At 63.0% G+C, this 17,890-nt stretch carries 21 protein-coding genes and 1 pseudogene; 18 read left to right on the top strand and 4 right to left on the bottom strand.

Going from position 1 to position 17,890, the window contains the following annotated elements; all coding sequences use genetic code 11:
• The first annotated feature begins 2 nt into the window (after nt 1–2).
• The 6 genes and pseudogenes from NKI29_RS10810 (at nt 3) to NKI29_RS10835 (ending at nt 4,973) form a co-directional block, all read left to right on the top strand.
• A complete protein-coding gene (locus tag NKI29_RS10810; RefSeq protein WP_352569241.1) occupies nt 3–764 on the top strand; it encodes a TIGR04290 family methyltransferase in 762 nt (253 codons plus the stop codon).
• Nucleotides 757–1,689, top strand: coding sequence for a glycoside hydrolase 5 family protein (locus NKI29_RS10815; protein WP_352569240.1), 933 nt, complete (start codon nt 757–759; stop codon nt 1,687–1,689). Before NKI29_RS10810 ends, NKI29_RS10815 begins: the two co-directional genes overlap by 8 nt.
• A 20-nt stretch (nt 1,690–1,709) precedes the next feature.
• Nucleotides 1,710–2,774: a glycosyltransferase family 4 protein gene (locus tag NKI29_RS10820; protein WP_352569239.1), complete on the top strand. Its 1,065-nt coding sequence runs from the start codon at nt 1,710–1,712 to the stop codon at nt 2,772–2,774.
• Between the two features lie 7 nt (nt 2,775–2,781).
• Complete coding sequence (locus tag NKI29_RS10825; RefSeq protein ID WP_352569238.1) at nt 2,782–3,768, top strand: GNAT family N-acetyltransferase; 987 nt, start codon at nt 2,782–2,784, stop codon at nt 3,766–3,768.
• Nucleotides 3,769–3,827: 59 nt separating this feature from the next.
• Nucleotides 3,828–4,529 (top strand): annotated as a pseudogene (locus NKI29_RS10830) (class I SAM-dependent methyltransferase); the annotation flags it as partial.
• A gap of 225 nt (nt 4,530–4,754) precedes the next feature.
• On the top strand, nt 4,755–4,973 hold the full coding sequence (locus NKI29_RS10835) for a hypothetical protein (RefSeq protein ID WP_023676213.1): 219 nt from the start codon (nt 4,755–4,757) through the stop codon (nt 4,971–4,973).
• Between the two features lie 188 nt (nt 4,974–5,161).
• On the opposite strand, the gene NKI29_RS10840 is transcribed toward NKI29_RS10835, so the two are convergent.
• On the bottom strand, nt 5,162–5,290 hold the full coding sequence (locus tag NKI29_RS10840; RefSeq protein ID WP_352569237.1) for a hypothetical protein: 129 nt from the start codon (nt 5,288–5,290) through the stop codon (nt 5,162–5,164).
• Nucleotides 5,291–5,340: 50 nt separating this feature from the next.
• A complete protein-coding gene (locus NKI29_RS10845; RefSeq protein ID WP_023676143.1) occupies nt 5,341–5,904 on the bottom strand; it encodes a sigma-70 family RNA polymerase sigma factor in 564 nt (187 codons plus the stop codon).
• Between the two features lie 312 nt (nt 5,905–6,216).
• Between NKI29_RS10845 and NKI29_RS10850 the strand changes: the two genes are divergently transcribed.
• The 3 genes from NKI29_RS10850 to NKI29_RS10860 all read left to right on the top strand — a co-directional run bounded on the left by NKI29_RS10850 (nt 6,217) and on the right by NKI29_RS10860 (nt 7,209).
• Nucleotides 6,217–6,420: a hypothetical protein gene (locus tag NKI29_RS10850; RefSeq protein ID WP_023676144.1), complete on the top strand. Its 204-nt coding sequence runs from the start codon at nt 6,217–6,219 to the stop codon at nt 6,418–6,420.
• Between the two features lie 125 nt (nt 6,421–6,545).
• Entirely contained in the window at nt 6,546–6,839 is a 294-nt protein-coding gene (locus NKI29_RS10855; protein ID WP_023676145.1) for a DUF982 domain-containing protein, read from the top strand.
• 70 nt (nt 6,840–6,909) lie between these two features.
• Complete coding sequence (locus tag NKI29_RS10860; protein WP_023676146.1) at nt 6,910–7,209, top strand: DUF982 domain-containing protein; 300 nt, start codon at nt 6,910–6,912, stop codon at nt 7,207–7,209.
• A gap of 29 nt (nt 7,210–7,238) precedes the next feature.
• Here NKI29_RS10860 and NKI29_RS10865 read toward each other — a convergent pair whose 3' ends face one another.
• Together NKI29_RS10865 and NKI29_RS10870 are read right to left on the bottom strand one after the other, a co-directional pair.
• Complete coding sequence (locus NKI29_RS10865) at nt 7,239–7,736, bottom strand: hypothetical protein (protein ID WP_352569236.1); 498 nt, start codon at nt 7,734–7,736, stop codon at nt 7,239–7,241.
• A 437-nt stretch (nt 7,737–8,173) separates the two neighbouring features.
• Entirely contained in the window at nt 8,174–9,004 is an 831-nt protein-coding gene (locus NKI29_RS10870) for an SIR2 family NAD-dependent protein deacylase (RefSeq protein ID WP_352796248.1), read from the bottom strand.
• Nucleotides 9,005–9,333: 329 nt separating this feature from the next.
• On the opposite strand from NKI29_RS10870, the gene NKI29_RS10875 reads away from it, so the two are divergent.
• The 9 genes from NKI29_RS10875 to NKI29_RS10915 are packed head-to-tail and all read left to right on the top strand — an operon-like array spanning nt 9,334 to nt 17,869.
• Nucleotides 9,334–11,127: a methanol/ethanol family PQQ-dependent dehydrogenase gene (locus NKI29_RS10875; RefSeq protein WP_352796251.1), complete on the top strand. Its 1,794-nt coding sequence runs from the start codon at nt 9,334–9,336 to the stop codon at nt 11,125–11,127.
• Nucleotides 11,108–11,977: a substrate-binding domain-containing protein gene (locus NKI29_RS10880; protein WP_352569234.1), complete on the top strand. Its 870-nt coding sequence runs from the start codon at nt 11,108–11,110 to the stop codon at nt 11,975–11,977. Before NKI29_RS10875 ends, NKI29_RS10880 begins: the two co-directional genes overlap by 20 nt.
• The gene (locus NKI29_RS10885; RefSeq protein ID WP_352569233.1) at nt 11,974–12,507 is read left to right on the top strand and encodes a c-type cytochrome; all 534 of its coding nucleotides are present in this window, start codon (nt 11,974–11,976) and stop codon (nt 12,505–12,507) included. Before NKI29_RS10880 ends, NKI29_RS10885 begins: the two co-directional genes overlap by 4 nt.
• Nucleotides 12,504–13,520, top strand: a complete 1,017-nt coding sequence (coxB, locus tag NKI29_RS10890) for a cytochrome c oxidase subunit II (RefSeq protein ID WP_352796201.1) — start codon at nt 12,504–12,506, stop codon at nt 13,518–13,520. The genes NKI29_RS10885 and coxB overlap by 4 nt, the downstream gene beginning before the upstream one ends.
• Nucleotides 13,517–15,493 carry a cytochrome c oxidase subunit I gene (gene ctaD, locus NKI29_RS10895; RefSeq protein WP_352569231.1) on the top strand — a complete coding sequence of 659 codons (1,977 nt, stop codon included), beginning with the start codon at nt 13,517–13,519 and terminating at the stop codon, nt 15,491–15,493. The genes coxB and ctaD overlap by 4 nt, the downstream gene beginning before the upstream one ends.
• Nucleotides 15,490–16,095: a cytochrome c oxidase subunit 3 gene (locus NKI29_RS10900; protein WP_352457412.1), complete on the top strand. Its 606-nt coding sequence runs from the start codon at nt 15,490–15,492 to the stop codon at nt 16,093–16,095. The genes ctaD and NKI29_RS10900 overlap by 4 nt, the downstream gene beginning before the upstream one ends.
• Before the next feature lies 1 nt (nt 16,096).
• Nucleotides 16,097–16,438: a hypothetical protein gene (locus NKI29_RS10905; RefSeq protein WP_352569438.1), complete on the top strand. Its 342-nt coding sequence runs from the start codon at nt 16,097–16,099 to the stop codon at nt 16,436–16,438.
• Nucleotides 16,435–17,319, top strand: a complete 885-nt coding sequence (locus tag NKI29_RS10910) for a cytochrome c oxidase assembly protein (RefSeq protein ID WP_352569229.1) — start codon at nt 16,435–16,437, stop codon at nt 17,317–17,319. The genes NKI29_RS10905 and NKI29_RS10910 overlap by 4 nt, the downstream gene beginning before the upstream one ends.
• Complete coding sequence (locus NKI29_RS10915; RefSeq protein WP_023676158.1) at nt 17,300–17,869, top strand: c-type cytochrome; 570 nt, start codon at nt 17,300–17,302, stop codon at nt 17,867–17,869. Before NKI29_RS10910 ends, NKI29_RS10915 begins: the two co-directional genes overlap by 20 nt.
• Nucleotides 17,870–17,890 lie beyond the last annotated feature (21 nt).

The raw sequence follows: 17,890 nt of genomic DNA on the forward strand, positions 1-17,890 counted from the left end.
CCATGCTGCATTCCGATGCCGAAATCCGCCGCCGTATCGATGCGCTCGGCCCATGGTTCCACAACATGGAATTGGCCGGCGTCGAAACGGCTCCCGATCATTTCCTCGGCAATTACCCCCTGATCAAATGGCGCAAATTCGCCGACGCCATCCCCGCCGATCTTTCCGGCAAGGCGGTGCTCGACATAGGCTGCAATGCGGGTTTCTATTCGATCGAGATGAAACGCCGCGGCGCCGGCCGCGTGCTTGGCATCGATTTCGATGAGGCTTACCTGGCGCAGGCGCGCTTTGCCGCTGAGGTAGCAGACTGCGACATCGAATTCCGGCAGCTCTCGGTCTACGACGTTGGCGCCCTGCATGAGCGGTTCGACATCGTGCTGTTCATGGGCGTGCTCTACCATTTGCGCCATCCCTTGCTCGCACTCGATCTGATCCGGGAGCACGTCGCCCGGGACCTGATGATCTTCCAGTCGATGCAGCGCGGCAGCACCAACGTGCCGGCGCTCGAGCAGAATTATCATTTCTGGACCCACGACCTGTTCGACCGGCCGGAGTTCCCAAAGCTGCATTTCATCGAGCATCGCTATGCCGACGACCCGACCAACTGGTGGATTCCCAATCGCGCCTGCACCGAAGCCATGCTGCGCAGCGCCGGCTTCGAGATCGTGCTGCAACCGGAGCAGGAGGTCTATTTCTGCCGCACCGGCGACGTGCCGGCCGGCGGCGCCGCCGTCTACCCGTCGAAAGGACCGATAAATGATTGAAGCCGCGATGATCTGGAACGAGCCCAACAACAAATCCCACTGGGATCCCGAGCTCGACCCCGACTGGAGCCGCTTCGCCAACATGGCAATCCTGGCCGCCGACGCGATCGCGTCGGAGAATCCGGCCTTGACCAAGGTTCTTGGCGGCATCTCGCCGATCGATGCCGGTTTCATGACACGGATGAAGGAGTTCGACGTGCTCGATCATGTCGATGCTGTCGCCGTGCACGGTTTCCCGCTCGACTGGAACCTCTGGCAGATCCACGAATGGCCGCAGAAGATCGGGGAGATTTCGGCTGTCACCGATCTTCCGGTATGGGTCAGCGAGGTCGGCGTGTCGACCTTCGGCGCCGAGGAGGTGCAGGTCTGGGGCCTGCGCCGGACCGCGGAACTGCTGATCGGCAACGCACCGCGCATCCAATGGTATAGCCTCTACGACCTGCCGCGAGAATGGGAAGCGACGACGCGCCATCGCGAGGCGGAAGGCTCTTCCTACTACCGCCATTTCTACATGGGCCTGCTGCGCCAGGACGGCACGCCAAAGCCCGCGCTCGAGGAATTCCTGCGCCACGCGCCGGCAATGGGACTGGTGCAGTGGTTCCATTTCGAAGATCACCGGCTGGGTGACGCCGTCGCCTGGATGAAACGGCTCGGCGTCACCAATCTGCGCACCGGGCTTTCCTGGGCCGACAGCTTCAGGCCGAACGCACTTGACTGGTTCGACAGGCAGATGGAGGCGTTGGCCGACTTCGACGTGACGGTCACCTTCTGCTTCACGCCGGAACACCGCGGAATGATGCCGCACCACAGCAGTCCGCCGCTGGTGCCGGAGGAATTCGCCGACTTCTGCGCGGCAATGACGCGCCGATATGCCGGCAGCATCGCTGCCCCTTCGGTCGGCAGGCTGCGCGCCTCCGCAGCGTGAGGAGCTTCGGCTCTCCAGCCATGACGCTCACCGTCCTCAACGTCGCCTATCCCCTCGCCCCGGTCGGGCCGGATGCGGTCGGTGGTGCCGAGCAGGTGCTGTCGATGCTCGACCAGGCGCTCGTACAGGCCGGACACCGCTCGATCGTGATCGGCTGCCAGGGCTCGAGCGCTGCGGGTGTCCTCATCGAGACGCCGGCCGAACCGGGCGTGCTCGATGAAGCGGCGAGGCACCGGGCACAGCGTGCTCATCGCGCCGCAATTGCTACCGCGCGCGCCCGTTGGCCAATCGACGTGGTTCATTTGCACGGCATCGATTTCGACGCCTATCTGCCGGGCGACGGGCCGACATTGGTGACCTTGCATTTGCCGCTCGACTGGTATCCGGCCGACGCTCTGCGTCCGGCGCGAAACGATCTGTGGCTGCATGCCGTATCGGCGGCTCAGCAAAGAACCGCACCACCGGGAGCCAGGCTGATCGGGCCGATTCCCAACGGAGTGGACGTCGACGCGCTGAGCGAACCGCAGGCCAAACACGACTTTGCGCTCGTGCTCAGCCGCGTCTGCCCGGAAAAGGGCATCCATCTGGCGCTGGACGCAGCCAAGAAGGCCAGAGTGCCGCTGGTCATCGGTGGCAAGGTCTACCCCTATGAAACGCACACAGCGTATTTTCGCGACGAGGTCGAACCCCGGCTGGACGACCGGCGCCGCTTCCTTGGTCCGCTCGGCTTTGTCGCCAAGCGGCGCCTGCTGAACACAGCCCGCTGCCTAGTCATCCCGAGCCTTGCCGCGGAAACCAGTTCGCTCGTCGCCATGGAGGCGCTCGCCTGCGGCACCCCCGTGGTGGCCTTCCCGAATGGCGCACTGCCGGATGTGGTCGAGCACGGCAAGACCGGGTATCTGGTCGGGGATGTCGACGAGATGGCCGAAGCCATCGCTGCCGCACCCAGCCTGGACCCCGAGACCTGCCGGGCCGAGGCGCGGCGGCGCTTTTCACTCGACCGCATGGTTTCCTCCTACATGGACGCCTATCGGGCGCTGGCACGGCTCGGCACAGACAGCGGGCAGCTCGCGACGGCAAAGTGAGCGCGACATGCTCCGCAGTGAGACCATCGACGATCCGGCGGACCTCGAAGCCCTCGAGCCGCACTGGTGGGAACTCTGGTCGCGCAGTCCCTCGGCGACGCCGTTCCAGTCTCCCGCATGGTTGCTGCCATGGTGGCGGACATTTGCTCCCGGCGAGCTAGCGACGGTCGCCATCTGGCGTGGCGACGATCTGGTCGGCCTGGCGCCACTCTATCTGGAACGCCACGACGCCGGCGCGCGATTGCTTCCGCTCGGCATTTCGTTGAGCGACTATCTGGATGTCCTTTGTCTTCCCGAGATCGCCGAACCGGTCGGCGCAGTCATCGGTGGCGCCGTTCTTTCCGTCGGCTGGTCACAGTGGATCTTGCAGGATCTGCCTCCCGGCGGCGCCGGCCTTGCCATCAGGCATGCCGCGCTCGAATCGTGCCAAGCCGTCGGTCACGCCGCTTGCCCGGTGCTCGCCCTCGCCGGCGACCAGACGCTTGAAGGCTGTGTTCCGGCGCGGCGGAGGCGCCAATTGCGCCGCGCCCACAGGGCCGCGTCGAGACGCGGCAGTGTCTCCATCGAACCCGTGTCCGATCCGCAGACATTCCTCGACCACCTGATCCGCCTTCACCGCGCGCGCTGGGCCGGACACGGCGACGGCGTGCTGTCCGATTCCCGCGTGGAAGAATTCCACCGTCAGGCGCTGCCGCAAATGGCTGCCCAAGCGCTTGCCCGATGCTGGCTTATCACGATCGGTAACGCGATCGTGGGCGCCTATTACGGGTTCCATCATCGTGGCCGCGCTTGCGCTTATCTCGGTGGCTTCGATCCGGCCTATGCCGAGGAAAGTCCCGGCGCGCTGCTCATCGGCCAAGCGATAAGGCAGGCGATCTGCGAAGGCGCGGAAGAGTTCGATTTTCTGCGCGGGCAAGAGGCCTACAAGTACAGCTGGGGCGCCGTAGACCGGTGGACGATGCGCAAGATCTGGACGCGGAGCAAAGGGCGATGAGCGCGACGCAGCCAGGATCTCGGCGGTCGACATCAGCAAGGCGGGTGCTGGAGGACTGCATGGCAGACGGTGCCGGCGTCGAAGCCGTCATCGCCAGGCTGGCTCTCCGTTTCGAGACAGGAATCGAAGCCGCAGAACTGGCGAAGATTGCACAAAACACACATTCGGCCGATGCGCGAAAGACGGCAAAACTACGACGGATTGCCGACCTGCTTCAGCGCAGGCCCGAGATCTTCGCCACGCTGCGCAAAATAGGTGCTGCCGTTCGGCACGAGCGTGGCGAGGGCGAGACCGACGATGCGGTCGTCAAGCGGCTGGCGGCCGGGTTTGACGCGGCGGCGGCGATCTCCCCGGCGGCGAGCATCCAGCTGTCATCGCTGGGCAATGAGGAAAAGCTCTCTGCCGCTACGGCTGAGATCGTTGCATGGCTGGAGAGGCGAGGCTTTACCGGCACTGACCGCGACATACTGGATATCGGCTGTGGTATCGGTCGGTTCGAACAGGCGCTCTCCGCTCTGTCGCACCGGATCGTCGGCAGCGATATATCCCCAGCGATGATCTCGATCGCCCGCCGGCGATGCGCCGGGCTCGGCAATGTAGAATTCCGCCCTACGCGCGGTTTCGATCTTGCCGATTTTTGCGATGCCAGCTTCGACCGCGTGCTGGCCGTCGACAGCTTTCCCTATCTGGTGCTGGCCGGCCTTGCGGAGCGACATTTCGTGGAAATCGCGCGCGTGCTGAAGAGGCCGGGCATGGCCGCGCTTTTGAATTATTCATATCGCGGATCGCCGGCGCTGGATCGCGCCGATGTCCATAACTTCGCCAACGCAAATGGCATGCAAGTCCTCGTCGACGGCGAAAAGCCGTTCCGGCACTGGGACGGCGATGCCTTCCTGCTTACGATTTCCGGCGGAACATTGCGGCCCAACGATGGTTCGGATGCCGAACGGGAAAAGCCGCTATTCGACAGTATGAAGGAGGACAAGATGGCGTCCGGCAGCAAGAAGCACATCGGTCGCGGCAGTCACGGCAAAGGCGCTGGCGCTGGCGCGATGACCGATCTTCCCAAGGACAAGATCGGAGAGAACGCCGTTCTGTCCAACAGAGACAAGAAGCAGCACACCAAGGAGCGTGGGCTCGACGGCAATCGGGTCAAGTCCGAGCAGTACCAGGATCATTCAGCGGATCGGCGGCCTGAAGACTGATCGTTGCGGCAGCATGTGGCTTGCAGCCGGTGAGCAATTGAAAGGCGGCGAGAGCCCAACCGCTGACGAAGCTGTGCAAGGACCGATGCCGGTCGCATGGACGCCCTGCAAATTCTTGCAAACTCGCACTGTTGCCACCAGAGTGAGGTGAAGGAACCAACATTTGCCAAGAGAACGCGATGTCTCGCTCAAGGGAAGATTCCGGCAGCAGGCGTGCCGATCTGACGATAGATCGGGAAATCGCTTCCTTGCTTGCGGCCATCGAGCAGGAAAGGGTTCCTGACCGGCTGACCAAACTTGCGATCGAATTGCAGCATGCGCTTATCGAAAGGCGCTTGCGCGAAGCCAGTAACTAACGTGACGTGTATTAGCGGCGCCTCTCGGCTTCGAAGTCCAGTTGTCCTTCGGACAGATAGCTGCGCCTTTCCATCAGGGTTTGCGAGGAACTTTCGCCAAGGTATTCCAGCACGCCGGCGCGTGCCCTGTTGAGCCGGCTCTTCACGGTTCCCACCGCGCAACCGCATATTTCGGCCGTTTCCTCATAGCTGATGCCCAGAACGCCTATCAACATCAGAACCTCGCGCTGGTGCTCAGGAAGACTCTGGATGGCCTGGTGGACCTCCTTGCCCTGTACGGACCATTCCTGCGTCGCTTCCGAGATCGGCCGCAGCGAAGCGCAGTCGAGCAGGCCGGGCGCTTCCCTCACCGCGGCCCTGACACGCGTGTAGTAGGTGTTGCGCATGATCGTGAAGAGCCATGACTTCATGCGCGTTCCAGCTTCGAACTTGTCAATGTTGGCCAAGCCCTTGGTCAGCGTCTCCTGGACCAGGTCGTCGGCATCATCGGGAGTGCGGCAGAAGGTGCGGGCGAAAGCCCTCAAAGCGGGTATGAGGTCGACGATGGAAACTTCTTCGGTTTCGCGAGTCGCCAAGGCGTAGGCTGTAGGTGGCAATGGTCCAGCTCCCGTCCAGAATGAGTTCGTGAGCGCAGACCAGTTAAATGCATTGGGCGAAAGATCGTTCCGGCTGGCGAAAATCACCCGGATCGGGAACCGGAGCGGCTTGGCTGGGCAACCCAGCCGGCGGTGATATTTTTGACGGAACAACCACCGGTATCGCGGAGTTGGAATCCAGGCCGTCCGAAAATCCGGGGCGCCGCCATTGGCGTGTCGAAACGCGATTTTCGCAGCGAGCCTGGGCCGCCACCTTAAGGACAGTCCGCCACCTCAAAACAGGAGGAACCCATGACAGGAAACAAGCACGCCAAAGGCAAAACGCCGGCCGATAGCGACCTTGCCAACGATCCCGGCATCGGCAGTTCCAAGGGCACGATCAAGGAGGGCGACCGGCTCGATCAGGGCGACAACACGTTCGAAGGCGATGTCGAGAACGACACCACGCCTCAAGGCGGTATCAATCCCCGGCAAAAGATGCGGACCAACAAATGACGCCAGCATCGGCCGGCGCACGATCGAACAAACCCGCTGCAACCCGTGCAGCAATCCCGCGTTAAAGAGCATGGGCCTCGCGTCCGCCCAGCGTTGATGCGACAGGCTCTTTCGCGGAGACACAGATGACAAAAAAATCGTTTGGCCGCCCCGTTCCAATTCTCGTCGGCCTTGGTTTCCCTCGCCATGTCGAAAATATCTGGCAGGCCTATGACGTCTTGAACGAATGGCCGAGTCGCGGCCCGGCGCACAAGGCGGCGTTCGACGCCTGTCGCGCCGGGCTGGCTGACGAGGTCGATGCCGAGACCGTGCGCGCGGCGTTCGAAGCATTCGCCCGCAAGGCGGGCATTCTGGCGCACGATGTCGCCGCCGAAATACCAGCAGGCACCAATCCCACTGCGGTTCGCGACGTCGGCTAAAATGCCCAGCAGGCCATGTGACCCGCTGAGGCTAATTTATATCAAGGGTGGTTAAATCGGGAGGACCGCCATGCTGGAGATAAAGTTCGATGCTCCGGTTTGCATCTACTTCGGCAAACCGGGACGATCGCGAATGGTCAGCTCCGTTTTCGAGGCTTCTTACTGCCTCAAAAGCGAGAAATGGCCTGCCCGCAATGCCCCGTTGTCGCTGATGGCGGGAGATGCATTGGATGGCGCCCAGATCGGCCAGATTACGGCAGCGGAAGCCCGCGAAGCATTTATCGACGCGGCTTTGGAAGCGAAGATTCTTGTCGAAGGCGAGCCGCATGACACACATGCCCGGACAGCCTTCATGCCGGACGGCGGGTGAACCGGCAGGCTGCTTCCCCGCAGAGCCGTTTATCGCGAATGGCTGGCTTCCTCGGCCTTTTTCTCCTGCTGCTGTCTGAGGACCTCGTCGGTTCCGACCAGCTTCTTCGATCCGCCGGGGATCGCGGTGGAAACAACAGCCGGCGGGTCGCTTGCGGGGAAAGAATCCTCCAGACCCGCCTGCAGCTGGTCTTCCAGCGTCTGCGGCTCTTCCGAGCGGCCAGCGGTCCTTCGGGTGTCTACATTCTCCAGCGGCTGTGTCATGTCCGGTGAAGACCTGACTTCTCGAATCCAGCCATAGAGCTGTTCGATGGCAAATTCCTTCATTGTGTCGAAATCGGCCTTTTCGTCACGCGATGCCTCGATTTGGTCAACCATGGTCTTCTCGAACCGTTCGAGGCTCTCGCTTCCACACGCTCGGCAGAGACGCACCAGCGCCTCGCGCAGTATGAGCGGCGCAAAGTGCGCTGTCGCCTCGAGCCTGAGCTGCTGCAAACGCTCCGGAGTAGCGGCTTGGAACTTCGACATGTTCGACCTCTCGCCTTGTGGAGCATGTCAACGAAAATTGTCGGCGGATGTTCCATCGGTGGTGGCCGGTGCATCGCTTGATCCTCAGCGGTGCGCGCCACCACCGACTGCAATGCGGATACCGAGACCGACGACGAAGCAGCTGTGCCGGATGACCGTCCCGGCCGCCCGCTATGTAGAATCCATGCGGCTACTTCGGCCCGGATTCGCCAGATGCCTTGGTGCCATCGTTGGACCTGCCGGCATTTTGCATCATCTTGAGTGCTTCGTCCCTGGTCAGACCGCACCTGCGGGCAAAACAATCGATCTCATAGGCAACTCGGCCGACAGGTCGTGTTTGGCATGCATTTTTCGCTGGTGTTTGCGTGCGCCCATTCAGACTCGGTCCCGGATCAGCCGGTTCCCAGCGCCTGGCCAATCCGTTTCGGCAAGTTTTCTCACGCGCCGTCTGGCCGGCCCACCCTGTCCTCGAGTTCGTTAAGGAACGCGAGCAGCGCGTCCTCAGGATCGTCTGCCTCTTCGGTCAGCATATCGATGCCCCAGTGGCCGAGGACAGCCTCCTGGACGATGCTCGGCTGCGACATGAAGATGAAGGATTTCGGGCGATTCTTGTCATAGCCGGAGCGGCGCCAGGTCTGCCAAAGCCGGTGCAGCAGCAGACGGATGTTCATGTCGGACATGCTGTAGCCGATGAACAGGATGGTGCGCCCGAGCGCGTCGGCCCGAAATTTCACGTCGAGCGGCGAATCGAACGACAGCCGGTCGAAATAGTCGGTCTCCGCCAGGACCAAAGATTTATCGTCGTCGAAATCGCCGTGGAATTTGATGATCTGCGTCACCTCGCCAGTGGCCTTGGGCAAATCCTTCGCATTGGCCACTTTCACAAAGGGCCGGCTATGGATCTCGAAGGCAACTTCGAGATTTCGGTCGTAGTTTGTCGTGTAGATGATCGGAAAATCGAGCGACACGATGAGCTTGTGGATCGCCGAGCCCTGCACTTTCTCCCGCGAGACGCTCCATTCACGATCCATCCAGCTGCGCAAGGGGCCGAGGCTCCCCTGCTTCAGCCGGTAGTATTCGGCAAGCGCCTGATAGCTGGCCTCCGGCGCACCGATCGTATCCTCGTCCAGACCGAGTTCTTTTTGCATGTGTTCGATGAGCTTTTGCCAGGACGGCAAGCCGACGCTCATCGACACCCCGGCTCCAACGAACAAGATCGCTCGCCGCTCTTTTACCGATTGAGCCAGTTGCTCGACTGCAGACAGCATTCGACACAACTGCGAAAAGCGCCGCTCCGTTCCAGCCGAACCCGGACCACCGGGAATAGATTTACTTCCGACTTGAGTGCTAACATTCGGATCGGCTGTCCCGAGCGCCCGGCCGCCGACTTTGGCCAACCGAATCCGACATTTATTTCGTTGCATTTGGCACTTCTGCGCCGCTCACGCGTTGGAGAGTGTTCAACAAACACGGCGCAGCTGCAGCTAATGGAGCTCTGCGCCAATGTCGGCAAACTCGACAGCCAATGAGGCAAGCGCGACTGGTGGCGGCGAAAAATAGGGTGCCTGGCAAAAGGGGAAAGAGGCCATTGGCTGCGATGCTGGGATGGACGCTGCTGGCAGGCTTCGCGCTGACTACCGCGGCGGTTGCTCAGTCAACGTCAAGCTTTGCGATAAATCCGCCTGCCGCAGCTGCTCCGCCCGACGACGGCCAATGGGCGATGCCGGCAAAGAACTACGCCTCGACCCGCTACAGCGAACTTGCGGAGATCACCGAAGACAACGTCAAAAACCTGCAAGTGGCCTTCACCTTCTCGACCGGCGTCAACAAGGGTCAGGAGGCTGCGCCCCTGGTCGTCGGCAACACGATGTACATCGTGACGCCCTTCCCCAACATCCTCTATGCGCTTGACCTTACCAAGCCCGGCGCGCCGATGAAGTGGAAATTCGAGCCCAACCCCGAGCCCGCCGCGCAGGGAGTTGCCTGTTGCGACGTGGTCAACCGCGGTGCAGCCTTCTTCGAAGGGCGCATCTATTTCAACACGCTCGATGGCCATGCCATCGCCGTCGATGCGGCCACCGGCAAACCGGTCTGGAACACCCATATCGGCAACATCAATATCGGCGAGACCATCACCATGGCGCCGCTGGTGGTGAAGGGCAAAGTGCTGGTCGGCAATTCCGGCGGCGAAATGGGCGTACGCGGCTGGATCAAGGCGCTCGACGCCGGCGACGGGCATGTCGTCTGGACGGCCTACAATACCGGCCCTGACGCCGAGGTGCTGATCGGCCCCGATTTCAAGCCGCATTACGACATGGACAAGGGCAAGGATCTCGGCGTGACGTCGTGGCCGCCCGACGCCTGGAAGATCGGCGGCGGCAATGTGTGGGGCTGGATCTCCTATGACCCGGACCTAAACCTGATCTTCCATGGCACCGGAAATCCCGGTCCGTGGAATCCGGATCTGCGGCCCGGCGACAACAAATGGACCGCCGGAATCTTTGCCCGCGATCCCGACACCGGCGCAGCCAAATGGTTCTATCAATGGACCCCGCACGATTTGCACGACTACGACGGCATCAACGAACAGGTGCTGCTCGACATGACCTGGCAGGGCAAGCCCCGCAAGGTGCTGGTCCGACCGGAACGCAACGGCTACGTCTATCTGTTGGATCGCACCACAGGCGAGGTCCTGTCGGCAGTCCCGTTCGGGCCAGTCAATTCCAGCACGGGCGTCGACCTCAAGACCGGCCGGCTGATTGTAAATCCGGACAAGAAGACCGGCACCGGCAAGGTCGTGCGCGACATCTGCCCGACCGCGTCCGGCCTCAAGGACTGGCAGCCTTCGGCGTTCTCGCCCAAGACCGGCCTGCTCTACATCCCGCACAACAATCTCTGCATGGACGAAGAGGGCGTCGAGATAAATTACATCGCCGGCACGCCCTATGTCGGCATGAACGTGCGCATGATCCCCGGACCAGGCGGCGATCGCGGTGCTTTTACCGCCTGGGATGTCGCCGCCGCCAAGCCGGCGTGGAGCCTGAAGGAGAACTTTCCGGTGTGGAGCGGCGCCGTCGCCACCGCCGGCAACGTCGTGTTCTATGGCACTATGGAAGGCTGGTTCAAGGCGGTCAGCGCCAGGACCGGCGAACTGCTGTGGCAGTTCAAGACGTCGTCCGGCATCATCGGCCAGCCGATCACCTATCGCGGCCCGGACGGGCACCAATATGTCGCGATTCTTTCGGGCGTCGGCGGCTGGGCCGGCGCGATCGTATCCAGCGATCTCGATCCGCGCGACGCCACCGCCGCGCTCGGCTTCGTCAACGTCATGAAGGATCTGAAGGATGTAACCACGCCGGGAGGTACGCTGTATGTGTTCCGGCTCCCTTGAGACGACCGGCCGAGTTGCGCGCGCACGGAGAAAATCTTCCCGGCGGTTTGGCGCCGCGGTCGGCGCACTGGCGCTCTCGCTCGTCGCCGCCGTTGCCGATGCGCGCGAATTGAGGATCTGCGCCGATCCCAACAACATGCCGTTCTCCAATGCCGCCAGGCAGGGCTTTGAAAACAAGATCGCCGAACTCGTCGCGACGGAGCTTGGCGCAACGGTTTCCTACACATGGTGGGCACAGCGCCGTGGCTTCGTCCGCAACACGCTGAAGGCCGGCCTGTGCGATCTTGTGCCCGGCACGCCCGCCAATCTCGAGATGCTGCGCACCACCGCGCCCTACTACCGGTCTTCCTATGTCTTCGTGACACGCAGGGATGCGCCGGAAATCGCGTCCTTCAACGATCCTCGCCTGCGCGATCTGCACATCGGCGTCCAGCTGATCGGCGACGACGGCGCCAACTCGCCACCCGTCCTGGCGCTTGGCAGTCGCGGCATCGTCGGCCATCTCGTCGGTTTCCCCGTCTATGGCGACTATTCGGCGCCGAACCCGCCAGCGCGCATCATTGAGGCGGTCGCGAATGGCGACATCGATATGGCCGTCGTCTGGGGGCCGTTGGCCGGCTACTTCGGTGCCAGGCAAAAAGTACCGTTGCGGATTACGCCGGTTGCGCCGCGCATGGACGGTCCGCTGCTGCCGATGATCTACGACATCTCGATGGGCGTGCGCCACGACGACGATGCGCTGCGCAGCGAGGTAGACGCAGCGCTCGCCAAACACCGCGCCGAGATCGATGCAACCCTGGCGGCATATGACGTGCCTCGCCTCGACGTCGCCGGGGCGGCAGCGCGATGAACCGCGGCCTTCCATGCGTGCTGTCGGCGATGCTCGTTCTTGCCGCTTGCCAGCGTGAGGAACGCGACACGCGTCCACAGTCGGCGCTCGGCTCGGGCGATCAACCGGCAGCCGTCACGGCCCTCGAGCCGGGCGGCCAGCGGCCAACCTCGTCCAACAACAAGGCCGGAGTGTTCGAGGCCAACGCCTTCCACCTCAGCGAGGGCAAGCGTCTGTTCAACTGGTTCAACTGTTCCGGCTGCCATGCCAACGGCGGTGGCGGCATGGGCCCGGCGCTCATGGACCAGAAGTGGCTCTATGGCAGCTCGATCGAAAGCATCCACGCCACGATCGGGGACGGTCGGCCAAACGGCATGCCGAGCTTCCGCGACAAGATCCCGGACGACCAGATCTGGGAGCTTGCTGCCTTCGTCCGGGCACTGAGCGGCAACGCACCGTCCTCCGCCGCGCCGGGCCGCGACGACGACATGATGCCCCATCCATCCGAGAATCGCCTGCCGGACGCCGCGACGCTGGGGAAGTCGCCGTGAGCCGCGGTGTCTGGACGGTGTGCGGGTGCACGGCCTGCATCCTGCTCCTTGCAGGATGCAGCGGCTGGCAATCCGCGCTCGACCCAAAGGGCCCGGCCGCGGGCGAACTCGCATGGCTGATCTGGTTGTTCACCGCGCTGTGCACGGTGGTCTGGCTTCTGGTGATGGCCGTGCTGATCGTGCCATTGGCCCGGCGCGCGGCGCCGCTCGGCGACCCGCTTGTCCTCGACGCTGCGGCCGAGCGCAGCAAGATGCGAATTGTCGTCGCCGCACTCGCCGCTACCGCCCTGATCCTGGTCGGCCTGACGCTGCTGAGCTACTTCGCTAACGGGACGCTCGCCGCCATCGGCTCGGATGCGGCGCTGACGATCCGGGTGACCGGGCATCAATGGTGGTGGGAGGTGCGCTACGAAAACGACCAGCCGAACCGCATCCTGACGACCGCCAATGAAATCCACATCCCGGCGGGCGAGCCGGTGCGGCTTGTGGTGACCTCGACCGACGTTATCCATTCCTTCTGGGTGCCGAACCTCTCGGGCAAGTTGGACGTCATTCCAGGCCACGAGAACGTTCTCGATCTGAAGGCGGACAAGCCCGGCGTCTATCGCGGGCAATGCGCCGAGTTCTGCGGCGCGCAGCATGCCAATATGAGCACCTTCATCATCGCCGAACCTCGGCCCGTCTTCGATGCCTGGCTGAACGATCAGCTGCGGCCGGCAGCCGCCCCCGTGTCGGCCGAGGCCAAAACCGGCCGCGACCTGTTCCTCAAACGGCCATGCGTGATGTGCCACAAGATCGGCGGCACCATCGCCGGCGGCACGGTCGCCCCAAACCTCACCCATATCGCAAGCCGGCAAACGCTCGCTGCCGGCACGCTGACAATGAGCCGCGGCAATCTCGCAGCCTGGATAGCCAATCCGCAGGGGATCAAGCCAGGCGCCCACATGCCGGTGGTGCGACTGGACGGGGACGAACTGAATGCGATCGTCGCCTATCTCGAGGGCCTGAAATGAGCAGCGCCGACGTGGCCCGTGAGCGTCGGCTCGCCGGCGAGCGAGCAGCGGCCGGCAAAGGAGACCTGGCCCCCGAGCGCGACGGTCCTCGCGATACCAGCCTCGACGACTCCAGCCTTGACCGCTGGCTGGCGCGGACATGGCAGACGGCGCCGGGCATCATCGGTGCGCTCTCGAGCGTCGACCACAAGATTGTCGCGCGGCGCTACCTGATCACCGCTTTCGCCTTCCTGTGCCTCGGTGGCCTCAGCGCCGTTGCCATGCGCATCCAACTGTCGGGGCCGGAGCGCGGGCTGATCGGGCCCGACCGCTACAACCAGCTGTTCACCATGCATGGCGTGACCATGATGTTCCTGTTTGCGGTGCCGATCGTCCAGGCGACCGGCATCTACCTCGTGCCGCTGATGGTCGGCACCCGCAACATCGCCTTTCCGCGCCTCAATGCATTCAGCTTCTGGATTTATCTCTCCGGTGGCCTCTTCGCCTGGGTCTCGTTTGCACTCGACATGGCGCCCGACGTCGGCTGGTTCTCCTACGTGCCGCTGTCCGGTCCTGAATTCGGGCCAGGCAAGCGTTCCGACGTGTGGGCGCAGATGATCACCTATACCGAAGTGTCATCGTTGGCGGTCGCGGTTGCCACCATCGTCACCGTGCTGAAGCAGCGTGCGCCGGGCATGTCGCTGGACAAGATTCCGCTCTATGTCTGGGCGATGCTGGTCACCTCCTTCGTCATCGTGTTCGCGATGCCGGCGGTCATGATCACGTCGACGTTCCTGATCCTCGACCGCCTGGTCGGCACCCATATCTTCAATCCCGCCGAGGGCGGCGACGTATTGCTGTTCCAGCACCTGTTCTGGTTCTTCGGCCACCCCGAAGTCTACATCATATTCCTGCCGGCTACCGGCATGGTGTCCTCGATCATCGCCGCTTTCGCCCGGCGTCCGGTTTTCGGCTATCTGGGCATGGTACTGGCCTTGATCGCGGTCGGCTTTCTGTCGTTCGGCCTGTGGGTTCACCACATGTTCGCAACCGGTCTGCCCAAGCTCGGCGCGAGCTTCTTCACCGCCTCGAGCATGCTGATCGCCATCCCGAACGGGCTGCAGATCTTCTGCTGGCTGGCGACATTGTGGGACGGACGCCCGATAATCAGAACGCCGCTGCTGTTCGTGTTCGGCTTCTTCTTCACGTTCGTCGCGGGCGGCCTGACTGGGGTGATGCTGGCGTCGGTGCCATTGGACCTGCAAGTGCACGACACCTATTTCGTGGTCGCGCATTTCCATTACGTGCTGATCGGCGGGTCGGTGTTCCCGCTGCTCGGCGCGACCTATTTCTGGTTCCCCAAGATCACCGGCCGGATGATGAGCGAACGTCTCGGACGCTGGCACTTCTGGCTTGCCTTCCTAGGCTTCAATGCGGCGTTCTTTCCGATGCACATTGTCGGCCTGTGGGGCATGCCGCGGCGGGTCTACACCTATCCGGTGGAACTCGGCTGGGGCAACATCAACCTGTTCATCACAGCCGGCGCGGTCATCCTGTTCCTAAGCTTCGTTCTGTTCACTATAAACCTGGTGTACAGCGCCTCGAGGGGCGCCCCGGCCGGGGACAATCCCTGGAATGCCGGCACGCTGGAATGGGCGACGAGATCTCCACCGCCGAGCTATAATTTCGCTCGGATCCCGGTGGTTACCCACGCCGAGCCGCTCTGGGCCGAACGTGACACGCTGCCTGTCGCGACCGGGCTTCGCGTCGACGCGCGCGAACTTGTCATTTCGACCGTGGCAGAGGCGCATCCAGATGTGCGCGAGAAATCGGCGACGCCGTCGATCTGGCCATTGTTCGCCGCGCTCACCGTCGGCGCCACCTTTCTCTATTCGATCTTCAGCCCGTGGGCGGTGGTCTGGGGAGCCGGACCGATCGCCATCACTTTGATCGCTTGGTTCTGGCCGAAAGGCGATCCGGAGGATGAGGAATGAAACAGCGTCCTGCCGCTGATCTTTCCAAACTCCCGACCTTCGGGATCGGACCGCGCAGCCCGACCTGGTGGGGCACTCTCGCCTTCATGGCGCTGGAAGGCACCGGCTTCGCGCTCGCCGCAGGCACCTATCTTTACCTCGCCTATCTGTCGCCCAAATGGCCATTGGGCGTGCCGCCGCCCAACCATTGGCCGGGCACCATCGTCACGCTGTTGCTGCTCGCCAGCGTGGTGCCCAATCACATACTGAACCGCTACGCCGAAGCCTGTGCCATGGTGCCCGTGCGCATCGGCCTGATCGTCATGTCGCTGCTCGGTATCGCACCGCTTGTCGTGCGGTGGTTCGAATTTCCGGCCCTCAACATTTATTGGGATACCAATGCGTACGGCTCGATGCTGTGGGTCCTGCTCGGCCTTCACACAACGCACCTGATTACCGACGTCGGCGACACGCTGGTGCTGACGGTCCTGATGTTCACGCGCCATGGCTATAGCGGCCGGCGTTTCGGGGACGTTGGCGACAACGTCTTCTACTGGGATTTCGTGGTCGCGACCTGGATCCCAATCTATCTGTTGATCTACTGGATGCCGAGGCTTGACTGAGATGCGTGCGCTTCGCTTGGGCACATCATGGGGCGGGCTGTTGTCCGGGCCTTTGGCTTGGGCGGTGTCGACGCAGCTGAATTATGCGTTCGTGGAGTGGCAGTGCGCCCACGGTATTCCCGTCATACCGGTCATTGCGCTGGTGCTGACAGTGCTGGCGTTGCTCGGCGGCGGGCTTTCGTGGCGGGCGCGACAGCAAGGTGGCGCCGCCTTTAAACCGGATCGTACGCGCGGCACCGAGCATTTCGTCGCCAAGATCGGCATTCTCAGCGCGGTGCTGTTTGCGCTGGTAATCGTCATGCAAGGCGCGGCTTCGCTCATTGTTGACGGCTGCCTACGATGAGCTTCGACGCGCTCTTCTCGACCTCGATCTGCTACGGTGCCGGCGCCCCGCAGGCCGGCTGGACGCTGGCGTTGCCGATCACGCTGCCGCTAACCATGGTCGCACTGCTTTACGCGGCAGGCGCCTTTCGGCTGTGGCGGCGGAGTGCCCGCAGCCGCCCGTTGCGGTTGCGGCAAGCCCTGCTGTTTGCGACCGGCTGGGCCATTTTGGCGGCAGCACTGGTCAGTCCGCTCCATGCATTGGGTGAGCGCGTTTTCACCGCCCACATGATCGAGCACGAGCTGTTGATGGCGGTGGCGGCACCCCTGCTGGTCGCCTCCCGTCCGGCGGCGGCGATGATGTGGGCATTGCCGACCAAGCTGCGGCTGGCATTTGGCGCAGCCGGGCAGGCGAAGGTGCTTCGAACCGTTTGGGCCGCCGTCAGCCGCCCTCTAGCCGCGACCTTCCTGCACGGCGTCGCGATTTGGGCGTGGCACGTTCCGGCGCTGTTCGAGGCGGCGCTTGCACAGGGTATCCTGCATTATGCGCAACATGCCAGCTTCTTTGGTACGGGGCTGCTGTTCTGGTGGGTGCTGCTGCCGCGTTCAGGCCGCGAACAAGCCTACGGCAGCGCAGTCATGCACCTCTTTTTCACCTCGCTGCACACCGGCCTGCTCGGGGTGCTGCTGCTGGTCTCGCCAAGGCTGTGGTACCCGGTAAACGCAGCCGGCGCGGAATTGTGGAGCCTTAGCCCGCTCGAGGACCAGCAGCTCGCCGGCTTGGTGATGTGGGTTCCGGCCGGCCTGATTTATGGCGGAGCCGCGTTGCTGCTGGCCGGTCTGTGGATTCGCTCAAGTGGACAGAGAAGATGGGAGGCGTCGCATGCGCTCCAGGCTGTCTAAGCTGGTCATTGGTGCCGGGACGGCAATTGCCGTGCTGGCCGCAGCTTGGGCGGCGCTGACGTTGTGGCCGGAGCGCCTCGTCAGGGTCGCGCATAAGACGGACAATGCCCCTGGCAGCATCGGCGTGCGCGCAACATCGCGCTTCACTCCGTCCGGACCCATCCTCGGCGCCGCGGCAATTGTCGTGCTTGTTGCAGCCCTGGCCGGGATCGCGTTGTACTTTGAGCAAAGCCGTCGAGTGGAGCAGAAGGCCGACAATGCAACCGGCGGTGTTGGCGCCCGCGCCATACCAATCATCATGGCCAATGGCTGTGCCGGATGCCACACGATCACCGGCGTGCCCGGCGCGCAGGGACTGGTCGGTCCACGCCTCGACGCCAGCTTGGCCACCCGGGTCTATATCGGCGGCGTATTGTCCAACAACCCGCGAAACATGGTCCGTTGGATACGCGCCGCAAGAGAGATCAATCCGCACACGGCAATGCCTTCGACCAGAATTTCCGAGCAGGAGGCGCGGGATATCGCGGCCTATCTCTATTCGCTGAAATGAAAGTCATCGCTCATCCCGGCA

Origin of the sequence: Mesorhizobium sp. M0678 (assembly GCF_040320505.1) — a bacterium.
Taxonomy (GTDB): Bacteria; Pseudomonadota; Alphaproteobacteria; order Rhizobiales; family Rhizobiaceae; genus Mesorhizobium.